This window comes from Bradyrhizobium manausense, assembly GCF_018130615.1.
Taxonomy (GTDB): Bacteria; Pseudomonadota; Alphaproteobacteria; order Rhizobiales; family Xanthobacteraceae; genus Bradyrhizobium; species Bradyrhizobium manausense_A.
The window spans coordinates 98,654-117,541 of record NZ_JAFCKB010000026.1; the positions used below are offsets into that span (position 1 = coordinate 98,654).

The window sequence follows — 18,888 nt, forward strand, 5'->3', positions numbered from 1 at the left end:
CAACAGCAGACTTGGGACATCCTTGGGACATCGATTTGGGGCCCGGCCGATTGCGACCTCGCGATCGGGGGCGCGCGTTAGGGGACAGCAATGGCAAAGCCGGCAGTGGTTGTGGTGGGCGCGGACAAGGGCGGGGTCGGCAAGACCACGGTTTCGCGCACCCTGCTCGATTATTTTTCCGCCAACAACGTGCCGACCCGCGCGTTCGACACGGAGTCGCCGCGGGGAACGCTGAAGCGCTTCCACCCCGAGATCACCGAAATCGTCGACATGACGACGACGGCCGACCAGATGAAGATCTTCGATACGCTCAACGCGGTGAGCCCGTCGGTGACCGTGATCGACGTGCGCGCCGGCCTGCTCTCGCCCGCACTGGCCTCGCTCCGCGACATCGGCTTCCTCGACGCCGCCAAGGCCGGGCAGATCACCTTCGCCGTGTTCCACATCCTCGGACCCTCGATCGCCTCGCTCGAGGAGATCGCGGAGACGGCCGGCTTCATGAGCGGCGCAAAATATTTCCTGGTGAAGAACTTCATCAACGACACCCAGTTCTTCCAGTGGGACCAGGCCACCTACAATTCCTACTTTCACCGCATCAAGGACGCGACCGAGCTGACCATCCCGAAGCTCAACGAAATGGCCTATGAACAGGTCGAGGTATCGTCCGTCCCGTTCCTGAAATTCGTCGCCAACAAGGGCATCAACGACGAGGCTGCGAACTATTCCTTCGTGCTGCGCGGCTATGTCCGGCACTGGCTGGCGAACGTCTGGAGCGAGTTCGACCGGATCCGGCTGACCGACATCGTCGGTTCGAAACCGGTCACCCGCAACAGCGAAAAATAGTTGCGAAGGCCGGGCTGATACGGCTGGATTGGGCGGTAAGTTGGCCTGATATAGCTGTCGATGTCCGCGACGCCCCTCTACATCATCTGTTCGCCCCGCCCGCAGGTCGGCAAGACACTGCTGGCGCGGCTGTTGAGCGAGTTCTTGCTTCTCAAGAACGGCAACGTCGCGGCCTTCGACGTCAATTTGAAGGAGCCCTCGCTGCTCGACTATCTGCCGCGGATCACCGAAACCGCTGACGTGATCGATACCTACGGCAAGATGCAGCTGATGGATCGCGTCATCGTCGATGACGGGCTTGCCAAGATCATCGACCTCGGCTTCCACGCCTTCGACGAGTTCTTCAAGATGACCGACGAGATCGGCCTGCTCAAGGAGGCGGCGCGCCGGCACGTCGCACCACAGATCCTGTTCGTCGCCGACACCGACCGCGTCTCGGCCCGTGCCCATGAGATGCTGCGTCAGCAGATCCCGCGGATGAACCTGATCACGGTGGACAACGAGTTCGTCATCCGCGGCGAGCTGCCGCCCGCGATGGCGGGCGGCCGGCTGTTCCGCCTGCCGGCGCTGCCCGGCTTTCTCAAGACCTATATCGACCGGCTGAGCTTCTCCTTCACCGGCTACCTGCGCCAGGAGAAGGATTCCTCGACCGAGCTGCACCAGTGGACCCGCCGGAATTACCTCGCGTTCCGCGAACTCGAGCTCAGCCTGATCCTGCAACGCTCTTAACGTCATTCCGGGGCGCGACGAAGTCGCGAGCCCGGAATGACTGAAGATTATTTTACCCGGATAATATTGACTCGGTGCATCCCTGCCGTTACAGGGACTGGGCAACAGCGTCCCAGCGAGGCACCTCCCCGTGAGCATCGACCGGAAAGCAGCCACCACCGCCTACAAGGAGCGGAAGACCATCGCGGGCATCTTTGTGGTCCGCTGTGCGGCCTCACGCGAGGCCTGGGTCGGCCAGGCCCCGAACCTCGAGACCATCCAGAACCGCATCTGGTTCACCCTGCGCCAAGGCGGCCACCCCTGCCGCAGCCTCCAGGCCGCCTGGAACGCGCATGGCGAGGCCGGCCTGACGTTTGGCGAATGCGAACGTCTGGGGGACGAGGACAATGCCTATGTCAGGAACGCGCTGCTGAAGGAGCGCGCGCTGCATTGGCGGGCCGAGCTGAAGGCCGACGCGATCTGACGATCGCTAGCCGGCATCAGTGCCCCTCGAACGTCATCAGCGTGCGCACCGGCACGTCCATGGCGCGCAGCTTGGCGGCGCCGCCGAGATCGGGCAGGTCGATGATGAAGCAGGCAGCGACGACATTGGCGCCGATCTGGCGCAGTAGCTTGACCGCGCCTTCCGCGGTGCCGCCGGTGGCGATGAGATCGTCAACCAGGATGACACGCTCGCCAGGCTGGATCGCATCGACATGCATCTCCATCTCGTCGATACCGTATTCGAGCGAGTAGGCGATGCGCACGGTGGTGTGCGGCAGCTTGCCTTTCTTGCGGATCGGCACGAAGCCGGCCGAGAGCTGATGCGCCACCGCGCCGCCGATGATGAAACCGCGCGCCTCCATGCCCGCGACCTTGTCGATCTTGTTGCCGGCCCAGGGATTGACCAACTCATCGACCGCGCGGCGAAACGCGCGCGCATCCGCCAGCAGCGTGGTGATGTCGCGAAACATGATCCCCGGCTTGGGATAGTCGGCGATGGTACGGACGCTCGCCTTCAGGTCGTGGTCAAAGGTCATTTGTATCCCATGTCAGCTGTCATTCCGGGACGGCTCGAAGAGCCTAACCCGGAATGATAAGTATAAAACATGCACTTAATTCGTCCCGGCACCCAGCCGGAACGCATTCTCGACAATCTTCAAGCCCACCTCGTTGCCGAGCGACATCAGCGATTCCGGGTGGAACTGGACGCCGGCAACCGGCAGGGTCTTGTGCTCCAGCGCCATGGCGACACCGTCTTCGGTGCTGGCGGTGACACTGAGCACGTCCGGCATGCTATCGCGCTCGACAAAGAGCGAATGATAGCGGCCGATGACGATTTCGTTCGGCAGATTGCGCATCAGGCGCCCGCCGCGCACCTGGACCCGCGAGGGCCGACCGTGCGCGGGATGGGTGAGTTGACCGAGCTCGCCGCCGAAATATTCGCCGATCGCCTGCACGCCGAGACAGACGCCGAACACCGGCAGCTTGTTCTCCAGCGCCGCGTCGATCGTCTTCTTGATCCCGAAATCCTCCGGGCGCCCCGGACCGGGCGACAGCACCAGCAAATCCCACCTCTTCTGCTTGAGCATGGCGAGCGCATGCACATAGCGGACCACGGTGACCTCGGCGCCGACCTGGCGGAAATAGTCGGCGAGCATATGCACAAAACTGTCGTCATGGTCGATCAGCAACACGCGCTTGCCCGAACCGGTGGCATCCGGCGCGAAGCTCGACAGCGGTTTCGGCGGATCGCCGCGCAGCGCCTGGAACAGCGCCGCGGCCTTGACCTGGCATTCGCGGTCCTCCGCAGCGGGATCGGAATCGAACAGACAGGTGGCGCCGACACGCACCTCGGCGAGGCCATCCTTCATGCGGATGGTGCGGATGGTGAGGCCGGTATTGATGCTGCCGTCAAAGTTCACCGCACCAATCGCGCCGGCATACCAGCGCCGCGGCGAGCGTTCGTGATCCTCGACGAACTGCATCGCCCAGAGTTTTGGCGCGCCTGTTACCGTCACGGCCCAGGCATGGGTGAGGAAAGCGTCGAGCGCGTCGAAGCCGGGGCGCAGCATACCTTCGACATGATCGACGGTGTGAAACAGCTTTGAATAGGTCTCGATCTGCCGCCGTGCCAAGACCTTGATCGTGCCGGGAACACAGACGCGCGCCTTGTCGTTGCGATCCACGTCGGTGCACATGTTGAGCTCGAACTCGTCCTTCTCCGAGTTCAGGAGCTGGCGGATCTGCTCGGCATCGCCGATCGCATCGGTGCCTCGCGCGATCGTGCCCGAGATCGGGCAGGTCTCGACCCGCCGTCCATCGGAGCGCACGAACATTTCCGGCGAGGCGGAGACGAGGAATTCGCCTTCGCCGAGATTCATCAACGCGCCATAGGGCGACGGGTTGATGACGCAGAGGCGCTGGAACACTTCGGCCGGCGAACGGTCGCAGGGCTCGGCGAACAGCTGACCCGGCACGGCCTCGAAGAGATCACCGCGGGCGAAGGCCGCGCGTGCGGTCTCGACCGTCGCCTGATATTCGCCGGGCGCGTGATCGGCAAAACCCTGGCGCCCCGTCTTCACATACGGGCTCTCGGCCGTCTCGCGCGGCAAGCCTTCGGTCGATTTTCCCTTCCAGGCGAAATCGTAGCTGAGCACCACGCCGCGCCCCGTGGCACGGTCGTAGGCGAGCAGGCGATCGGGGACGTAGAGCACGATGTCGCGCTGGTCTTGCTCGCGCGAGCGCTTCTGCACGAGGTCCTCGATCTGGAACACGAGGTCGTAGGCGAAGGCGCCGAACAGGCCGAGCAGCCCGTCGTCATTGGCGGAGAAGGCAGCGATAAGATCGCGCACCAGCGACATCACGCTGGCGCGTCGCGTGCGCTGGTCTTCCTCGACCGGCGCGTCGCCACGGATGATGTGACCGGCAAGCCGCGTGGCGGTCTTCTCGGAGATCACCACGCAGGGCTCGCGCAGGACGTCAGCGAGGAAGGCGATCAGCACCTCGCCGCGTGCGTTGAGCGCTTCGAGCTTGAAATTGATGCCGACGGTTTCGAGCTTGAGCGGCGGATCGGAAAAGCCCAGGTCGAAGCTCTCGTAGCGCCCGGGGACGGTGGTGCCGGAGGACAGCACCACGCCGCGTCGACGATCGAGCAGGCTGACGAGATCGTCGAGCCTGGAGGCGCCGCCGGTAAACTGTTCGGCCACGCGCGTGATCGCGAGACCGCCGCGGGTGACGTAATCGCTTCTGGCCGGGAGGGCAAAGACTGTCCTATTCATGTCGTCCTCTTACGAAACTTGCCGAGGAAACGCCACACAGGACAAACGATCAGGCCGCCGCGCTGTGCTGGCGACCTCAGACGATTTTGGGAAAACAAATCGCACCGGCCACCTCTTAGGAGGTGCGCCACCAACGACGGGATGGGCAGGCTGCGGTGCTCATGGGCCGGATACTCACCATGGCGCGGGGACGGCGTCAAGGGCGGGCGGACTGCGGTAGCCCCCTATTGTTCCTCCGGCTCCGGCAACCAGTCGAATTTGCGCTTCTTGCGATCCCATTTAAGGACCGAGCTGCCATCACACTCCATGCATGACCAGACGACAATCGTGTTGTCCTTCCCCTTCTGGAGCGCGCCGAATTGATGATCCGTCTGCACGGCATTCACAAATCTGATCTTGGTTTTGCCGTCCGCAGGTTGATCCAGGATCAGGATAAAGCTGCCCTTCTTGCCAGCGCAGTCCTCATAGGCGCCCACCAAGGCGACTTGCTTCGACGCCGAACCATCGAAATGCCCTTCGATCGCGAACGACATCCCGGCTGCCAGCATTTGGTCGACGCCTTTCGTGTCGACCAGCCACTCCCTCGGGATGAGATCCTTGCGAAATTCGGTCGCCTTGCACCAGTTCTTTCGTATCTGGCTCACGGGAATACCGCGAACCTCGGTCGTGAACGGATGGAATTCGGCGCCAACCCACCAAGCCGGATTATTTGAGTCCCCCTGCATCGTCACAAATGCCGGCTCGGCCCGAGCATGCGCAATCACAAAGAACAAACAACTGCACAGGGCAATGGTCCATCGCCCGGCACTGACGAAGGCGCTCCTGACAGGCACGGCTCTCAATCCTTCAATCAAAAGACGTGCCCCTCAGCTCGTCAACGCACGGCCGCGTGCTCGCATCAGCGCGCCTCTGCGTTTCACCCCAAATGCTTCCTGAAAAACTCCGTCGCCCGGCCCCAGGCGAGCTCGGCGGCTTCGCGGTCGTGCACGGCCTGGCGCTGCTCGTTGACGAAGGCGTGCTCGGCGTCATAGCGGAACAGCTCGAGCGACTTGCCGGCGGCCTTCATGGCCTTTTCGAAGCCGTTGACCAGATCGGGCGTGCACCAATCGTCCTTGTTGGCGAAATGGGCCTGGAGCGGGATCTTGACGTCGGCGGGCTTGGCGGCCTGCTCCGGCGGGATGCCGTAGAACACGACGCCGGCGGCGAGCTCCGGCACATGGACCGCGCCAATGATGGTGACGGCGCCGCCGAGGCAGAAGCCGGTGAGCCCGACCTTGGCGCCGTTGCGCGACAGATATTGCGTGGCCCCGCGCACCGTCTGCGTGGTGGCGTCCATGAAGTCGAGCGAGTTCATCTCTTTGCCGGCAGCGTCCGTGTCGTGATACGGCACCACCTTGCCCTTGTAGAGATCCGGCGCGAGCGCATCGAAGCCGGCAAGCGCAAAGCGGTCGCACAGGCCCTTGATCTGGTCCGACAGGCCCCACCATTCCTGGATCACGACCACGCCCGGCGCATTGCCGCGTGCGGCGTTCGCAAGATAGCCCGAGGCATCCTTGCCGTCCGGGCGCTTGAAGGTGATGACGGTTCCCATGGTGTCCTCCGACGCGTTTCTGGGGGAGAGGTTGCGGTATTTTGGCGGGTGGGAGGGCGCGAGGCAATCCACACTCTCGTCATTCCGGGGGGCGCGACCGCGCGAGCCCGGAATCCATCGGGCCTCAGAATGAGCAGATGAATGGATTCCGGGTTCGATGCTGGGCATCGCCCCGGAATGACGACAACAAAAAAGCCCCCTCGCGGGGGCCTTTTCATTTTCGTCTCATCTCAAGCCGCTCAATGCGAGTCGGCCCAGACCTTCTTCTTGGTGAAGTACATCAGGAACGCGAACAGGATCAGGAACACGAACACCTGGAGGCCGAGGCGCTTGCGCGCTTCCATGTGCGGCTCGGCTGTCCACATCAGGAACGTGGTGACGTCCTTGGAATACTGCGCGACCGTCGTCGGCGAGCCGTCGTCATAGGTGACCTGACCGTCGCTGAGCGGCTTCGGCATCTTGATGGCATGGCCCGGGAAGTACTTGTTGTAGTACGAGCCTTCCGGGATGGTCACGCCTTCCGGCACCTTCTCCTCGAAGCCCTGGAGCACCGCCGAGACGTAGTCCGGGCCCTGCTCCTGATACTGGCTGAAGAAGTCGATGATGAACATCGGGAAGCCGCGGCCATAGGAACGCGCTTTGGTGATCAGCGACAGGTCGGGTGGCGCCGCGCCGCCGTTCGCCGCACGCGCGGCCTGCTCGTTCGGGAACGGCGAGGGGAAGTAGTCCGCGGGCCGGCCCGGGCGCTCGAACATGTCGCCCGCGTCGTTCGGACCGTCCTTGATCTTGTAGTCGGAGGCGAAGGCCGCCGCCTGTGCCGTCGAATAGCCGGGACCACCGGCTTCCGCGAGATTGCGGAAGGCGATGTAGGACAGGCCGTGGCAGTTGGAGCAGACTTCCTTGTAGACCTTCAGGCCGCGCTGGAGCGCACCGCGGTCATATTTGCCGAAAGGGCCCGCGAACGACCAGCTGTTGCCCGGCGGCTTGGTGCCGCCTTCCTCGGCGCGGGCATCCTGCAGGGTGCCGACGAACAGCGCTCCGGCCGCCACGAGCGCGACCGCGATCGAGGCCACGGCCTTGCCGCTCTTGGCGAGAACCGCCTCCGAGATCGAGTTCGGCACCGGCCGCGGCGTCTCGATACGCGAGAGCAGCGGCAGCACGATCAGGAAGTAGGCGAAGTAGCAGACCGTCAGGACCCGGCCGGCGATCACGTAGATGCCTTCCGGCGGCTGCGCGCCGAGATAGCCGAGCAGGATGCAGACCACGACGAAGATCCAGAAGAACTGCTTGGCCAGCGGACGGTACTTCGACGACCTGGTCCTGGCGCTATCGAGCCAAGGCAGGAAGCACAGGATGATGATCGCCGAGAACATCCCGATCACGCCCGCGAGCTTGTTCGGGATCGAGCGCAGGATCGCGTAGAACGGCAGGTAGTACCATTCCGGCACGATGTGCGGCGGCGTCACCCCCGGGTTCGCCGGAATGTAGTTGTCGGCGTCGCCGAGATAGTTCGGCATGTAGAAGATGAACCAGGCGTAGAGCAGCAGGAAGCAGGCGACGCCGAACCCGTCCTTGATGGTCGCGTGCGGCGTGAACGGCACCGTGTCCTTTTCCGTCTTCGGCTCGACGCCATCAGGATTGTTCTGACCGGCAACATGCAGCGCCCAGACGTGGAGCACGACGACGCCCGCGATCAGGAATGGCAGCAGGTAGTGCAGCGAGAAGAAGCGGTTCAGCGTCGGGTTGCCGACCGAATAGCCGCCCCACAACAGCGTCACGATGCTTTCGCCCACATAAGGAATGGCGGAGAACAGATTGGTGATGACGGTGGCGCCCCAGAAGCTCATCTGGCCCCACGGCAGCACGTAGCCCATGAAGCCCGTCGCCATCATCAGGAGGTAGATGATGACACCGAGAATCCAGAGCACCTCACGCGGCTCCTTGTAGGAGCCGTAATAGAGGCCGCGCAGCATGTGGACGTAGACCGCGAAGAAGAACATCGACGCGCCGCAAGCATGCATGTTGCGCAGCAGCCAGCCGTAATTGACGTCACGGACCAGCAGCTCGACCGACTTGAAGGCAAGATCGGCATGCGGCGTATAGTGCATCGCCAGGATCACGCCGGTCAGGATCTGCATCCCCAGCATGAAGGAGAGGATGGCGCCGAAGGTCCACCAGTAGTTCAGGTTGCGCGGGGTGGGGTAGACGACGAAGGAGGAATGGATGAGACCAATGATCGGCAGGCGCCGCTCGATCCATTGCAGGGCCGGATTGCTCGGCTGGTAGTCGGATGGTCCGCTCATGATGCGATCCTGAGGAAATAAGACGACGAGACGGCGCGAAGCTTCGGACGCGGGTCCGAGGCTCAGCCGATCTGGATTTTGGTGTCGGAAACGAACTGGTACGGCGGCACCGGCAGGTTCGCGGGCGCGGGCCCCTGGCGGATGCGGCCGGACGAATCGTACTGCGAACCATGGCAAGGGCAGAAGAACCCGTCGTAATTGCCTTCATGGGCGATCGGGATGCAGCCGAGATGGGTGCAGATGCCGATCACGACCAGCCACTGCTCGTGGCCGGACTTGACCCGGGCCTCGTCGGACTGCGGATCGGGCAAGCTCGCCACGGGAACGGCGCGCGCCTCGTCGATCTGCTTCTTGGTGCGGTGGCTGATGTAGATCGGCTTGCCGCGCCAGAACACCTTGATGTCCTGCCCCTCGGCGACCGGGCTCAGATCGACCTCGATCGGCGCACCGGCGGCGATGGTCGAGGCGTCCGGATTCATTTGGGAGATAAAGGGCCAGAGCGCAGCCGCGCCCCCTACTGCTGCAGCTGCCCCCGTTGCAACGAATAAGAAATCACGGCGTGTCGGATGGTCCGCCGAAGACGCTGTCGTCACGATTCCAACCCTTTCTTCTTATGCGTCCGGTGGAACCGCTCCGGGAGCCCCCAAGGTCCCCGGAACAGTGCTGCCGGCGCCCGCGGCCCCCCGCGGCGGCAGAACTTCACTTGTCCGCGCCAAAACAAGGCGAAAACACCAGTCCAGAATCGTTCTATTGGCACCCTTGCAGGGCGAGCGCAAGCCCGCTAACGGCGCGGGAGCGTGCAATGCACGAATTCCGCGGCCAGCGATGTTTTATTGAGACATTTCCGGCCCTCAACAGACCCGCCACCGCCCATGCAAATCGCACTTTTCCAACCCGACATCCCCCAGAACACCGGCACGATTCTCCGCCTGTGCGCCTGCCTGGGCATCGCCGCCCATATCATCGAACCCGCCGGTTTCCCGGTCTCCGATCGGCATTTCCGCCGGGCGGGAATGGATTACCTCGACCATGTCAGCATCGCCAGGCACGATTCCTGGTCGAAATTCGAGGAGTGGCGGGCGGCACACGGCTACCGGCTGTTGCTGTTCACCACCAAGGCCGCCACCGACTACCGCGATTTCCGTTACCAGACGTCCGACATCCTGCTATTCGGGCGCGAGAGCGCCGGCGTCACCGATGCGGTGGTCGAAGCCGCCGATGCGCGGCTGGTGATCCCGATCACGCCCGGGCTGCGGTCGCTCAATGTCGCCATGAGCGCGGCGATGGCCGCAGGCGAAGCGCTCCGGCAGGTCCGGAACCCGCACGTTTGAATATGACGAGGAGAGACCAGTGAGCTACGCGGTCAAGGAAATCTTCCTGACCCTGCAAGGCGAAGGCGCCCATGCCGGGCGCGCGTCGGTCTTCTGCCGTTTTGCCGGCTGCAACCTCTGGAGCGGCCGCGAGGCCGACCGCAGCGGGGCGACTTGCCAGTTCTGCGATACGGATTTCGTCGGCACCGACGGCACGCTCGGCGGCCGCTACGCCACGGCGGCGGAACTCGCCGACACCATCGCCGCGCAATGGACCGGGTCGACCTCCAACCGCTATGTGGTACTGACCGGCGGCGAGCCGCTGCTGCAGGTCGATGCCGCCCTGGTCGCAGCGCTCCATGGCCGCGGCTTCGAGATCGGCGTCGAGACCAACGGCACGGTCGCCGCGCCTGACGGGCTCGACTGGATCTGCGTCAGCCCCAAGGGCGGCAGCGAGCTGGTGCTCCGTCGCGGCCACGAGCTGAAGCTGGTCTATCCGCAGGCGCTCGCCGCACCGGAAGCTTTCGAGGGCCTCGCCTTCGAGCGTTTCTCGCTGCAGCCGATGGACGGGCCCGAGGTCGCTCAAAACACCGCGCGCGCGATCGACTATTGCCTGCGCCATCCGCAATGGCGGCTGAGCGTGCAGACGCATAAATCGCTCGGCATCAGATAGGACTGAACGGACAGATGTGGGAATTGACGAAATCGTTCCGCTTCGAGGCGGCGCATACGCTGAAGGGGACGACCTTTGGCGCGGCGAGCGAAGAGATCCACGGCCACTCCTTCCGCGCCGAGGTGACGGTCCGCGGCACGCCCGACCCTGCGACCGGCATGGTGGTCGATCTCGGCCTGCTGCAGCGCGCGATCGAGGACGTGCGCTTGATGCTCGACCACAAGTTCCTCAACAAGATCGAGGCGCTGGGCACACCGACGCTGGAGAACCTGTCGCGCTTCGTCTGGGAACGGCTCGCCCATATCGGCAAGCTCACCCGCGTCAGCATCCACCGCGACAGTTGCAACGAGAGCTGCACCTTTTACGGTCCGCAAGAGTGAGATTTCGTAGGGTGGGCTAATCGGAGCGTGCCCACCATTCGAGATGACGGAGAGAGATCGTGGGCACGGCGCGAGGGCGCCTTTGCCCACCCTGCGGCAGGTTCGTTCGGGAATAGAAGATGGACGCCACAACAATCGAAGACCGCAAGACCCGCGCCCGCAGCTGGTTCGAGCATCTGCGCGACGACATCTGCGCGAGCTTCGAGCGGCTCGAGGATGGCGCGCCGCAGAGCCTCTATCCCGGCGAGGCCGGCCGATTCGTGCGCACGCCCTGGCAGCGCACCGATCATAGCGGCGCGGCCGGTGGCGGCGGCGTGATGTCGATGATGTCGGGCCGCCTGTTCGAGAAGGTCGGCGTGCACTGCTCGACGGTGCACGGCGAGTTCGCGCCAGAGTTTCGCGCGCAGATTCCGGGCGCGGCGGAGGATCCGCGCTTCTGGGCCTCCGGCATCTCGCTGATCGCCCACATGCGCAATCCGCACGTGCCGGCCGTGCACATGAACACACGCTTCGTCGTCACCACCAAGGCTTGGTTCGGCGGCGGCGCCGATCTGACGCCAGTGCTCGACCGAAGGCGCACGCAGGACGATGCAGATACGCTCGCCTTCCACGCCGCGATGAAAGAGGCCTGCACAGGGCCCAACGGCGTTGCCGATTACGACAAGTACAAGACGTGGTGCGACGAGTATTTCTATCTGCCGCACCGGAAAGAGGCCCGCGGCATCGGCGGCATCTTCTACGACTGGCACGACAGCGGCGACTGGGAGGCCGACCTCGCCTTCACCCAGGATGTCGGCCGCGCCTTCCTGAAGATCTACCCCGAACTCGTCAGGCGCAATTTCGCGAGCGCCTGGACCGCAGAAGACCGCGAGGAGCAGTTGATCCGCCGCGGCCGCTATGTCGAGTTCAATCTGCTCTATGACCGCGGCACCATTTTCGGGCTCAAGACCGGCGGCAATGTGGACTCGATCCTGTCGTCGCTGCCGCCGGAGGTGAAATGGCCATGACGACGATGAGGCCCGCCGTAAAGCCGCTCCCGCGCGCCATGCTGATCGACATGGACGACACCATCCTGTCGGCCTATGGCCGGCCCGAGATCGCCTGGAACACGATCGCGGAAGAATTCGCCGAGGAGCTTGCGCCGCTGCCGCCGCCACAGGTCGCCATGGCCGTGCTGGCCTATGCGCGGCAGTTCTGGTCGACCGCGGAGGCCGCGTGGCGGATGAAGCTCGGCGAGGCGCGGCGGCTCACGGTGCGTGGCGGCTTTGCTGCGCTCGCCGCCAACGGCCATCATCCGCTCTCCGATGATCTCGCGGATCGCCTCGCCGACCGCTTCACCACCTATCGCGAGGAAGCGATCTTCGTTTTCCCCGGCGCGCATGATGCGATCGACGCCTTCAAGGCACACGGCGTCAAGCTCGCGCTGGTCACCAACGGTGCCGCCGACATGCAACGTGCCAAGGTCGAGCGCTTCGAGCTGACCCATCGCTTCGATCATATCCAGATCGAGGGCGAGCACGGTTTCGGCAAGCCGGAAGAGCGCGCCTATCTGCACGCGATGGAAGCGCTCGGTGTCACCGCTGCGGACACCTGGATGATCGGCGACAATCTGGAATGGGAAGTCGTGACACCGCAGCGCCTCGGCATCTATGCGGTCTGGCTCGACGCGCACGGCGACGGCCTGCCTGAAGGTTCCACCGTCAAGCCCGATCGCATCATCCGCTCGCTGACCGAGCTGGTGCCGGGCTGAATCTCGAAAACAACCCCATGCACCGTAGCGGGTTGCTGCAAAATCGGGTCTTTACGGATTTTACGAAAATCCGTTGACCCGTCGGGCAAAACAGGCGCATGATGCCATCGTCGGGATGCTTGCGAGGGTAGTGCAGACCGCCGGCGAACGGTTTCACCTCAGGCGCGAGCCGATGGACTGGAAGTCGCTGATTGCGCTCCACACGCCCAGTCCGATCCCCTGCGCGAGCTGCTCCAGTTGCACCATGTTGTGAGCGAGGAAGATCATGACCGAGCCGTCGTTCGGATCGGCCTGCCACCAGCCGCCATATGCGCCCGGCCAGCCGACCGCCCCCTTGCCGCCCCCGCATCTGACAGGGTCGGCTTGATCCGGCTCCATCACCACAGCGACCCCCAAGCCAAATCCGTGCCCCCGCGCAAACAGCGGCAATCCGAGCATGCGAGCTGTGGAACGCTGATGATCGGTGAGCTGGTTCGTTGCGATCATCGACAACGTGCCCGGCTGCAGCAGGCGGACATCGTCGACGGCTCCGCCCTCGGCGAACATCCGCGCGAATGCGAGATAATCGTCGAGCGTCGACCATAGACCCTGACCGCCGGACACGAATGTCATGCTCGCCGGCCGTTCGGCGTGTGCGTGTCCGCCGGGAACGGATGGCAGCGTCGTGAGGCGACCTTGTGCATCGAATCCGTGCAATCCGGCACGCCGCCCCTCATTCGTCGCGGCAACGCTGAAGCCGGTATCCGTCATTCCGAGCGGAACGAAGATTCGGCGCTTCAGGACATCTGCCAGCGGTGCATCCGCGATACGCTCGATCAACAGCCCGAGCAGATCGGTGGATTTGCCGTAGTGGAACTGACGCCCGGGCTGGTCGATCAGCGGAAGCCCGGCCAGGCGCGCAATCCACGCGTTCGGCGACAGTTCATTGTCGATGTCGCCACCGAGCATGTCGCGATAGGCGGCCGCGATCGGCCCCCGATGAAAGTCGCTGTATGTCAGTCCGGAGCGATGGGTCAGCAGATGCTCGAACGTAATCGGCATCCCGGCCGGCTCCGTCTCGTTCAGCGGACCTTCGGGAGAGCCCAGCACGCGCATCGCCGAGAATTCCGGGGCCCAGCGCGTAATCGGATCGCCCAGCGCGAATTTGCCGTCCTCGAGCAACATGAGCGCCAGCGTCGAAATGATCGGCTTGGACATCGACGCGATGCGGAAGATGGTATCTCTCTCGACGGGGCGCCGGGCCTCGATATCGCGCAATCCGACACAAATGGTCTGCGTCTCGCCACCTCGCCGGACAAGCATCGCCGCGCCGGCAACCTCGCCGGCATCGACGTAGCGTTTGATTGCGGTCTCGATTGCGACGATGTCCATTGCGGCCCCTTGCATGTCGGAACGGGAAAGCGAGCCGCAATAGATTGATTTGCCAAACCGGACCACGGACTCGAACGCGAAGAAGCGGCCGTCAGCGACAATCGCGTCAAGGTGCGGGTGCTGGGGAGACGCCCGGGCCGAATGACTCACGCCCCCTCCCCCGTGTTCGGCGTGTCATGACAAATTGCTAGCTGTGGTGCGGATCGACCAACTCGAAAGGACAATCCATGGAATTGAAAGCCGGCGATATCGTCATGCTGAAATCGGGCGGCCAGCCATTGACCGTCGCGGAGGTCAAGGGCGAGGACGTGCTCTGCCTCTGGATGGGCATGGAAGGCGATCTCTTCCGCGAGACGCTGCCGCTCGCGACGCTCATCCAGGTCGAAGAAGATCACGATGATGAGGACGAAGAAGACGAGGAGGAGGACGACGAATAGCCTTGCCTGAGCCCGCATCCTCATTCGCCAGCTTGGCGTATCCGGCTCCGGCACGAGATGTCCGGTTCGCTGCCAACGACGGCGCGATAGCGGACACGGGGATGTGACCAGTCATGAAGCCGATATCTGTTCGGGCTGCGTCGCCGAGCGCTAAACTGAGAACGGAGGCATCTGGAGAAAAGCGATGCGTTCCGTTCTCGCCTTAGGTCTTTTCTTGGGCCTTTCCTTGGGCCTTTTGATCTCGCTGTGCGGCGTTGCGAATGCCGCGCCGGCCCATCATACCCATCGGCACGCTGCTGTGCGCTCCCATCAGGGCGCTTCGAGCTTTGCCTACGCGCCAGCTCAGTCGCCGCGCCGAGACCGGTCCGGCACGCCGGACTGCAACAAGCCTGAGCCCTATTTCGGCGCTTGTCAGGGTTACGCACCTGGCGAAAAGGATCGATTTCTCAGCAGCTTGTGGAGCATGTAAAGGCTGCCATGACTGCGGCAATGCGCTCGATCCGCCACTCCCATGCGCGCGAACGCCGATCGCATCGCCAAAAAGACAAGGACCGCCAACCGGCGGTCCTTGATTCTCATCCTGCGTCGGTTCGCTACCAGCGGCCCGGACCGACGTCGATGCTGACGCCGGGTTGCTCGTGTGGATAGCCGTAACCGCGGTCGTCATAGCCGTACGAGCTGTCGACCGGTCCGCGATAGTAGCCGTAGCTGTTCCGCCATCTCCCGTGACGGCAGTTACCCACGCCAGCCATTCGCTGACCACCGTTCATGGCCGGGCCCTCGATGCCCACCGCCATGCCCTTCGAGCTGGTGCAGGGTCCCGGCCCTGCGAAACTCGCACTGGATACGCCGGTCGCCGCGATCGCAATTGCGGCGAATCCCAGGGTCTTTGCAATCGTCATAGCTTTCTCCTGTCATTGGATTGACCTCAATCGCTCGCGGCCCATCCCGTTCCAATCGCCGCTGCCAGTGCAGACGTGAACAATCTGCATGTGCTCGCGATATATTGGTCCCGCCGGCGCCCGCGTTGGATCCAGCATCAGCAAGTCCAATGTTGTGTGACGCCGGATTGGTCCTTGCCGTCGAGGCTGCTGTTCGTTAGCCATATCCCACGTCTGGCTGACGTGATGGAGGATCCCATGCGAAGCGTCGTGCTGGTTATCATCATGATCGCGGGACTTGCCCCGGCTGCACACGCGGAGCGAGACTATCCGTGGTGCGTCTTTGGCGGACATATCGGCGTGACCGGCGAGTGCATGTATTCAACGCGAGAACAATGTTTGGCCTCGGCGTCCGGGCGGTGGAATACCTATTGCGATGTAAATCCGCGCGTGAGGTTCAAGCAGCAGCAAGCTCCGCAGCCCCGAACGCGCTGAACGGCGTAATAGCCGATATCGCTGGATCTCGGCCAACGACGACTTCCACATACGGACTGGCTGGTCATACGCCCGACAACCAGCCTGCGATGTTGACGGGCGACATTTGCCAAACCGCACGATCGCTCGCCCCACGAGGGTCCCTGATGCCGGGGATGTGACCGGTCGTGAAGCCGACACCCGTTGGGACTCTGCAGCCGAGCCTTAATTGAGGAGACAAGGGGCAGCTGGAGAAAAGCGATGCGTTCCATTTTGGCTTTGAGCCTTTTGATCGCCCTGTGCGGCGTTGCGAACGCCGCGCCGCTGCATCACCGGCACAAGCCTCTCGCGTCGAGCTTTGCTTACGCGCCATCTCGCCCGCCGCTCCAAGACCGGTCCGGCACCCCGGACTGCGACAAACCTGAACCGTATTTTGGCGCTTGCCAGGGTTATGCGCCCGGCGAAAAGGAGCGGTTTCTGAACAGCTTGCACGGCCCGTAGACGCTTGGGCCCGTGCTTGGGGCCAGCACCTCACGTCCGTCTCGCCGGTGATGCCATCGGGGCCGCCCCAGCGCGCGATGTCGTCTGAATCCGGCGATCAATCCAACGGCACGTTCAGGCTGGTGCCCCTGGTGATGATGCCACCGCGGTTGCCGATCTCGATCGACCCATAGCGCTGCTTGAAGCAATCCGGCAGCGGCCGGTCACCTTGCATGCTGAGCCAGAGGCGTAACAGATGACGCTTCTGGTTGGCATCGGGCCAGTCGCGGAATCCGGTTCGATCGTGCAACAGGGCATGATTGTAGACGAACTGCATGTCGCCCGGCTGAAGCCGCATGCCGAAATGCAGCGTGGCGTCATTTGCGAGTTCATCGAACAGATCGAGCGCCTCGATGTGAGCCGGCGTCAGTCGCGGCGCATCGGGAAAGCGCTGCGCGCTGTCGATATACTGGCGCTGATAGAACCCGGTCAGGAATCCTGCATGCCAATTCAGGACCGGGATTTCGAGATATGGCTTTTCGTTCTCCGGCACCTCGCCGCGCCGGTCGGTCGCGATTGCGTCGAACAAGAGAGCAGCAAGGTCGGGACGCCTGTCGAACATGGCGTTGTAGATCGTCGACGTGCTGACAAGGAGAGAATCTCCTCCTTCCATCGCCTCGCGAATGCACAACAGCCCAACCACGTCCGACGAATCCGTATGGAACGTCTGCCGTTCCGAGGTCTGATAAATCCGGGTGTTCGGATCCCTCGCATCGGCGCCGGTGTCGCGGACGTGGCCGAGAATGTGACCCGCTGCATTCTGGGACCGCGCCGATCCCAGATGCGCGCCCACCCCGCAGAATATCGTAGCGGCAAACTCCTGGCTGTATTTTGCCACCGGGAGGCCGCGGATCACTTCGAAACCGAGGCCGGTCAGCAGCTTTGTCTTGAGCCCTTCCAGATGCGCGCCGAAATGAGGAAGCGGAAAGCTCTGCTTCGTGATCTCGGCGATTTTCCTGCTTCGACCCAGATAGGATTCAGCCGCGTTCTCGAGCTCCGCGATCTCGCCGGCAGTCAGCGATATCAGCCACCGATCCGGATTGGCCTTCATCTCCGCGCCCAGCCAGGCAGATGGGATGTCGATCTTTCCCGAAGGGCGATCGATCCTGCTGGGCACTGAGACGACGTTCATGGTGTTGGTTCCTGAGAAGATTGGTCGTCAGAGTGGACGTCGAGCACGCGACGATATTGTGCGGACTGCTTGTTTGCAACGAGGCCAGGCCCAATGCGCGGGCCAATTGGAGGCAATCGTTGAACATCGAAATGTGCGCCGCAACGCAAACGAAATGATCCATGCCCCCACGGACATCGCCGGACGTCGCGGAAGAGCCACGACCCGACTCATGCATTTGGAATGCTCGGTGCGCAAACCACACAGACGATCCCATCGGCGACTTAAGATTCCACGCAGGTTTTATTGCTGCACTTGGGGATTCCCGCACTGGTTGATATAGTTTGCCAAATCCCTCCAAACAACCCGCTTCGACTGCGAAGGACCCAATGCGGATCGCACTGCTCTCCGACATCCACGGCAACCACGTAGCTCTTCGCGCCGTGCTCGACGACGTCAGGAGACACGACGTCGATCAGATTGTTTGCCTGGGCGACGTTGCCACATTGGGATCAGCTCCCCAAAGGACTATTGATCTTCTCGGCGAGCTGAATTGTCCGTGCATCATGGGCAATCACGACGCCTTCCTGTTGGAGCCCGGGTTGGTCAAGGCATACACGCAAGCAGCGCCCGTCATCGACGCCATCGATTGGTGCAGGGAGGAGCTGTCCAGGGAGAGTTTCGACTATCTCAGAACCTTCAAGCCTATTGCCGAGCTTCCGCTCGGTTTGGGTTCGATGCTGCTCTACCACGGGTCGCCCCGGTCAAACGTTGAAGACATTCTCGCGACCACCCCTCCCGAGCTATTGGACACGATACTTGAAGAGCGGCAGGCAATAGTAATGGCTGGCGGCCACACCCATGTACAGATGCTGCGACAGCATCGAGGTCGCCTTGTATTGAACGTGGGCAGTGTTGGCATGCCCTTCAAGGAGTATGTTGCGGGAGCCCGTCCAACGATCCTTGCTCATGCGGAATACGCTGTCGTTGAAGAGGCAAGTGGTGTCGTCGGCGCCGCCCTGTATCGCGTGCCGCTCGACAAGAACGCGTTGCAGGAGAGCTTGGCTCAGACCACCAATCCCCTGCGCGACTGGCTCATTCAACAATACGCATGAATCGAGGAGGCGGCGGGCGTTCTGTCGGCCATCATGTCGATGGCGCAGATGGTCCTGCGTTCACCGAATTGCCGGTATCGGAATATTGTGATACAACCACTGGCTGTCGGGACGGCTGTT

General features: G+C 63.1%; 21 protein-coding genes. 12 read left to right on the forward strand and 9 right to left on the reverse strand.

Translation table 11 applies throughout. The features are described 5' to 3' along the window. Positions 1-90 precede the first annotated feature (90 nt). The 3 genes from JQ587_RS33160 (at position 91) to JQ587_RS33170 (ending at position 2,035) form a co-directional block, all read left to right on the forward strand. Positions 91-843: a P-loop NTPase family protein gene (locus JQ587_RS33160; RefSeq protein ID WP_212297558.1), complete on the forward strand. Its 753-nt coding sequence runs from the start codon at positions 91-93 to the stop codon at positions 841-843. Between the two features lie 60 nt (positions 844-903). Beyond that, a complete protein-coding gene (locus JQ587_RS33165) occupies positions 904-1,572 on the forward strand; it encodes a hypothetical protein (RefSeq protein ID WP_212428147.1) in 669 nt (222 codons plus the stop codon). A 130-nt stretch (positions 1,573-1,702) separates the two neighbouring features. Further along, positions 1,703-2,035 carry a GIY-YIG nuclease family protein gene (locus JQ587_RS33170; RefSeq protein ID WP_212428148.1) on the forward strand — a complete coding sequence of 111 codons (333 nt, stop codon included), beginning with the start codon at positions 1,703-1,705 and terminating at the stop codon, positions 2,033-2,035. Between the two features lie 16 nt (positions 2,036-2,051). Here the strand turns inward: JQ587_RS33170 and JQ587_RS33175 are convergent, their stop codons facing one another. The 6 genes from JQ587_RS33175 to petA form a co-directional block, all read right to left on the reverse strand. Continuing rightward, the gene (locus JQ587_RS33175; protein ID WP_212297555.1) at positions 2,052-2,591 is read right to left on the reverse strand and encodes an adenine phosphoribosyltransferase; all 540 of its coding nucleotides are present in this window, start codon (positions 2,589-2,591) and stop codon (positions 2,052-2,054) included. A 75-nt stretch (positions 2,592-2,666) separates the two neighbouring features. Next, positions 2,667-4,832: an anthranilate synthase component I gene (locus JQ587_RS33180; RefSeq protein WP_212428149.1), complete on the reverse strand. Its 2,166-nt coding sequence runs from the start codon at positions 4,830-4,832 to the stop codon at positions 2,667-2,669. Positions 4,833-5,056: 224 nt separating this feature from the next. Next, positions 5,057-5,665: a hypothetical protein gene (locus tag JQ587_RS33185; protein WP_349629548.1), complete on the reverse strand. Its 609-nt coding sequence runs from the start codon at positions 5,663-5,665 to the stop codon at positions 5,057-5,059. Between the two features lie 83 nt (positions 5,666-5,748). Beyond that, positions 5,749-6,423, reverse strand: a complete 675-nt coding sequence (locus JQ587_RS33190; RefSeq protein WP_212297552.1) for a dienelactone hydrolase family protein — start codon at positions 6,421-6,423, stop codon at positions 5,749-5,751. 239 nt (positions 6,424-6,662) lie between these two features. After that, the gene (fbcH, locus tag JQ587_RS33195) at positions 6,663-8,726 is read right to left on the reverse strand and encodes a cytochrome b/c1 (RefSeq protein ID WP_212428150.1); all 2,064 of its coding nucleotides are present in this window, start codon (positions 8,724-8,726) and stop codon (positions 6,663-6,665) included. Positions 8,727-8,788: 62 nt separating this feature from the next. Further along, the gene (petA, locus tag JQ587_RS33200; RefSeq protein ID WP_212297550.1) at positions 8,789-9,319 is read right to left on the reverse strand and encodes a ubiquinol-cytochrome c reductase iron-sulfur subunit; all 531 of its coding nucleotides are present in this window, start codon (positions 9,317-9,319) and stop codon (positions 8,789-8,791) included. Between the two features lie 279 nt (positions 9,320-9,598). On the opposite strand from petA, the gene JQ587_RS33205 reads away from it, so the two are divergent. The 5 genes from JQ587_RS33205 to JQ587_RS33225 all read left to right on the forward strand — a co-directional run bounded on the left by JQ587_RS33205 (position 9,599) and on the right by JQ587_RS33225 (position 12,839). Then, positions 9,599-10,057: a tRNA (cytidine(34)-2'-O)-methyltransferase gene (locus JQ587_RS33205; protein ID WP_212297549.1), complete on the forward strand. Its 459-nt coding sequence runs from the start codon at positions 9,599-9,601 to the stop codon at positions 10,055-10,057. Positions 10,058-10,076: 19 nt separating this feature from the next. Further along, complete coding sequence (gene queE / locus JQ587_RS33210) at positions 10,077-10,709, forward strand: 7-carboxy-7-deazaguanine synthase (protein ID WP_212297548.1); 633 nt, start codon at positions 10,077-10,079, stop codon at positions 10,707-10,709. Positions 10,710-10,723: 14 nt separating this feature from the next. Beyond that, positions 10,724-11,089, forward strand: a complete 366-nt coding sequence (locus JQ587_RS33215; protein ID WP_212428151.1) for a 6-pyruvoyl trahydropterin synthase family protein — start codon at positions 10,724-10,726, stop codon at positions 11,087-11,089. Between the two features lie 119 nt (positions 11,090-11,208). After that, a complete protein-coding gene (hemF, locus tag JQ587_RS33220) occupies positions 11,209-12,096 on the forward strand; it encodes an oxygen-dependent coproporphyrinogen oxidase (RefSeq protein ID WP_212428152.1) in 888 nt (295 codons plus the stop codon). Beyond that, entirely contained in the window at positions 12,087-12,839 is a 753-nt protein-coding gene (locus tag JQ587_RS33225) for an HAD family hydrolase (RefSeq protein ID WP_212297545.1), read from the forward strand. The genes hemF and JQ587_RS33225 overlap by 10 nt, the downstream gene beginning before the upstream one ends. 153 nt (positions 12,840-12,992) lie before the next feature. On the opposite strand, the gene JQ587_RS33230 is transcribed toward JQ587_RS33225, so the two are convergent. Continuing rightward, positions 12,993-14,210: a serine hydrolase domain-containing protein gene (locus JQ587_RS33230; protein ID WP_212428153.1), complete on the reverse strand. Its 1,218-nt coding sequence runs from the start codon at positions 14,208-14,210 to the stop codon at positions 12,993-12,995. Positions 14,211-14,437: 227 nt separating this feature from the next. Between JQ587_RS33230 and JQ587_RS33235 the strand changes: the two genes are divergently transcribed. Beyond that, positions 14,438-14,647, forward strand: coding sequence for a YodC family protein (locus JQ587_RS33235; protein ID WP_212297543.1), 210 nt, complete (start codon positions 14,438-14,440; stop codon positions 14,645-14,647). A gap of 593 nt (positions 14,648-15,240) precedes the next feature. On the opposite strand, the gene JQ587_RS33240 is transcribed toward JQ587_RS33235, so the two are convergent. Then, entirely contained in the window at positions 15,241-15,549 is a 309-nt protein-coding gene (locus JQ587_RS33240) for a hypothetical protein (RefSeq protein WP_212297542.1), read from the reverse strand. Positions 15,550-15,786: 237 nt separating this feature from the next. Here JQ587_RS33240 and JQ587_RS33245 point away from each other — a divergent pair, with 237 nt between their 5' ends. Together JQ587_RS33245 and JQ587_RS33250 are read left to right on the forward strand one after the other, a co-directional pair. Further along, on the forward strand, positions 15,787-16,023 hold the full coding sequence (locus JQ587_RS33245) for a DUF3551 domain-containing protein (protein WP_212297541.1): 237 nt from the start codon (positions 15,787-15,789) through the stop codon (positions 16,021-16,023). Positions 16,024-16,263: 240 nt separating this feature from the next. Further along, a complete protein-coding gene (locus tag JQ587_RS33250) occupies positions 16,264-16,503 on the forward strand; it encodes a hypothetical protein (protein ID WP_212297540.1) in 240 nt (79 codons plus the stop codon). 97 nt (positions 16,504-16,600) lie between these two features. Here the strand turns inward: JQ587_RS33250 and JQ587_RS33255 are convergent, their stop codons facing one another. After that, positions 16,601-17,674 (reverse strand): TauD/TfdA family dioxygenase, encoded by a 1,074-nt coding sequence (locus JQ587_RS33255; RefSeq protein ID WP_212428154.1) that lies wholly within the window; start codon positions 17,672-17,674, stop codon positions 16,601-16,603. Positions 17,675-18,042: 368 nt separating this feature from the next. Between JQ587_RS33255 and JQ587_RS33260 the strand changes: the two genes are divergently transcribed. Next, complete coding sequence (locus JQ587_RS33260) at positions 18,043-18,768, forward strand: metallophosphoesterase family protein (protein WP_212428155.1); 726 nt, start codon at positions 18,043-18,045, stop codon at positions 18,766-18,768. The last annotated feature ends 120 nt before the right edge of the window (positions 18,769-18,888 follow it).

Excerpts from the sequence above, each read along its gene's own strand:
- JQ587_RS33215 (WP_212428151.1), top strand. The coding sequence starts at position 10,724 with ATGTGGGAATTGACGAAATCGTTCCGCTTCGAGGCGGCGCATACGCTG.
- fbcH (WP_212428150.1), bottom strand. The coding sequence starts at position 8,726 with ATGAGCGGACCATCCGACTACCAGCCGAGCAATCCGGCCCTGCAATGG.
- hemF (WP_212428152.1), top strand. The coding sequence starts at position 11,209 with ATGGACGCCACAACAATCGAAGACCGCAAGACCCGCGCCCGCAGCTGG.
- JQ587_RS33250 (WP_212297540.1), top strand. The coding sequence starts at position 16,264 with ATGCGTTCCATTTTGGCTTTGAGCCTTTTGATCGCCCTGTGCGGCGTT.
- JQ587_RS33225 (WP_212297545.1), top strand. The coding sequence starts at position 12,087 with ATGGCCATGACGACGATGAGGCCCGCCGTAAAGCCGCTCCCGCGCGCC.
- JQ587_RS33175 (WP_212297555.1), bottom strand. The coding sequence starts at position 2,591 with ATGACCTTTGACCACGACCTGAAGGCGAGCGTCCGTACCATCGCCGAC.
- JQ587_RS33190 (WP_212297552.1), bottom strand. The coding sequence starts at position 6,423 with ATGGGAACCGTCATCACCTTCAAGCGCCCGGACGGCAAGGATGCCTCG.
- JQ587_RS33205 (WP_212297549.1), top strand. The coding sequence starts at position 9,599 with ATGCAAATCGCACTTTTCCAACCCGACATCCCCCAGAACACCGGCACG.
- JQ587_RS33260 (WP_212428155.1), top strand. The coding sequence starts at position 18,043 with ATGCGGATCGCACTGCTCTCCGACATCCACGGCAACCACGTAGCTCTT.
- JQ587_RS33240 (WP_212297542.1), bottom strand. The coding sequence starts at position 15,549 with ATGACGATTGCAAAGACCCTGGGATTCGCCGCAATTGCGATCGCGGCG.
- JQ587_RS33255 (WP_212428154.1), bottom strand. The coding sequence starts at position 17,674 with ATGAACGTCGTCTCAGTGCCCAGCAGGATCGATCGCCCTTCGGGAAAG.
- JQ587_RS33165 (WP_212428147.1), top strand. The coding sequence starts at position 904 with ATGTCCGCGACGCCCCTCTACATCATCTGTTCGCCCCGCCCGCAGGTC.
- JQ587_RS33245 (WP_212297541.1), top strand. The coding sequence starts at position 15,787 with ATGCGAAGCGTCGTGCTGGTTATCATCATGATCGCGGGACTTGCCCCG.
- JQ587_RS33160 (WP_212297558.1), top strand. The coding sequence starts at position 91 with ATGGCAAAGCCGGCAGTGGTTGTGGTGGGCGCGGACAAGGGCGGGGTC.
- JQ587_RS33230 (WP_212428153.1), bottom strand. The coding sequence starts at position 14,210 with ATGGACATCGTCGCAATCGAGACCGCAATCAAACGCTACGTCGATGCC.
- JQ587_RS33180 (WP_212428149.1), bottom strand. The coding sequence starts at position 4,832 with ATGAATAGGACAGTCTTTGCCCTCCCGGCCAGAAGCGATTACGTCACC.
- JQ587_RS33235 (WP_212297543.1), top strand. The coding sequence starts at position 14,438 with ATGGAATTGAAAGCCGGCGATATCGTCATGCTGAAATCGGGCGGCCAG.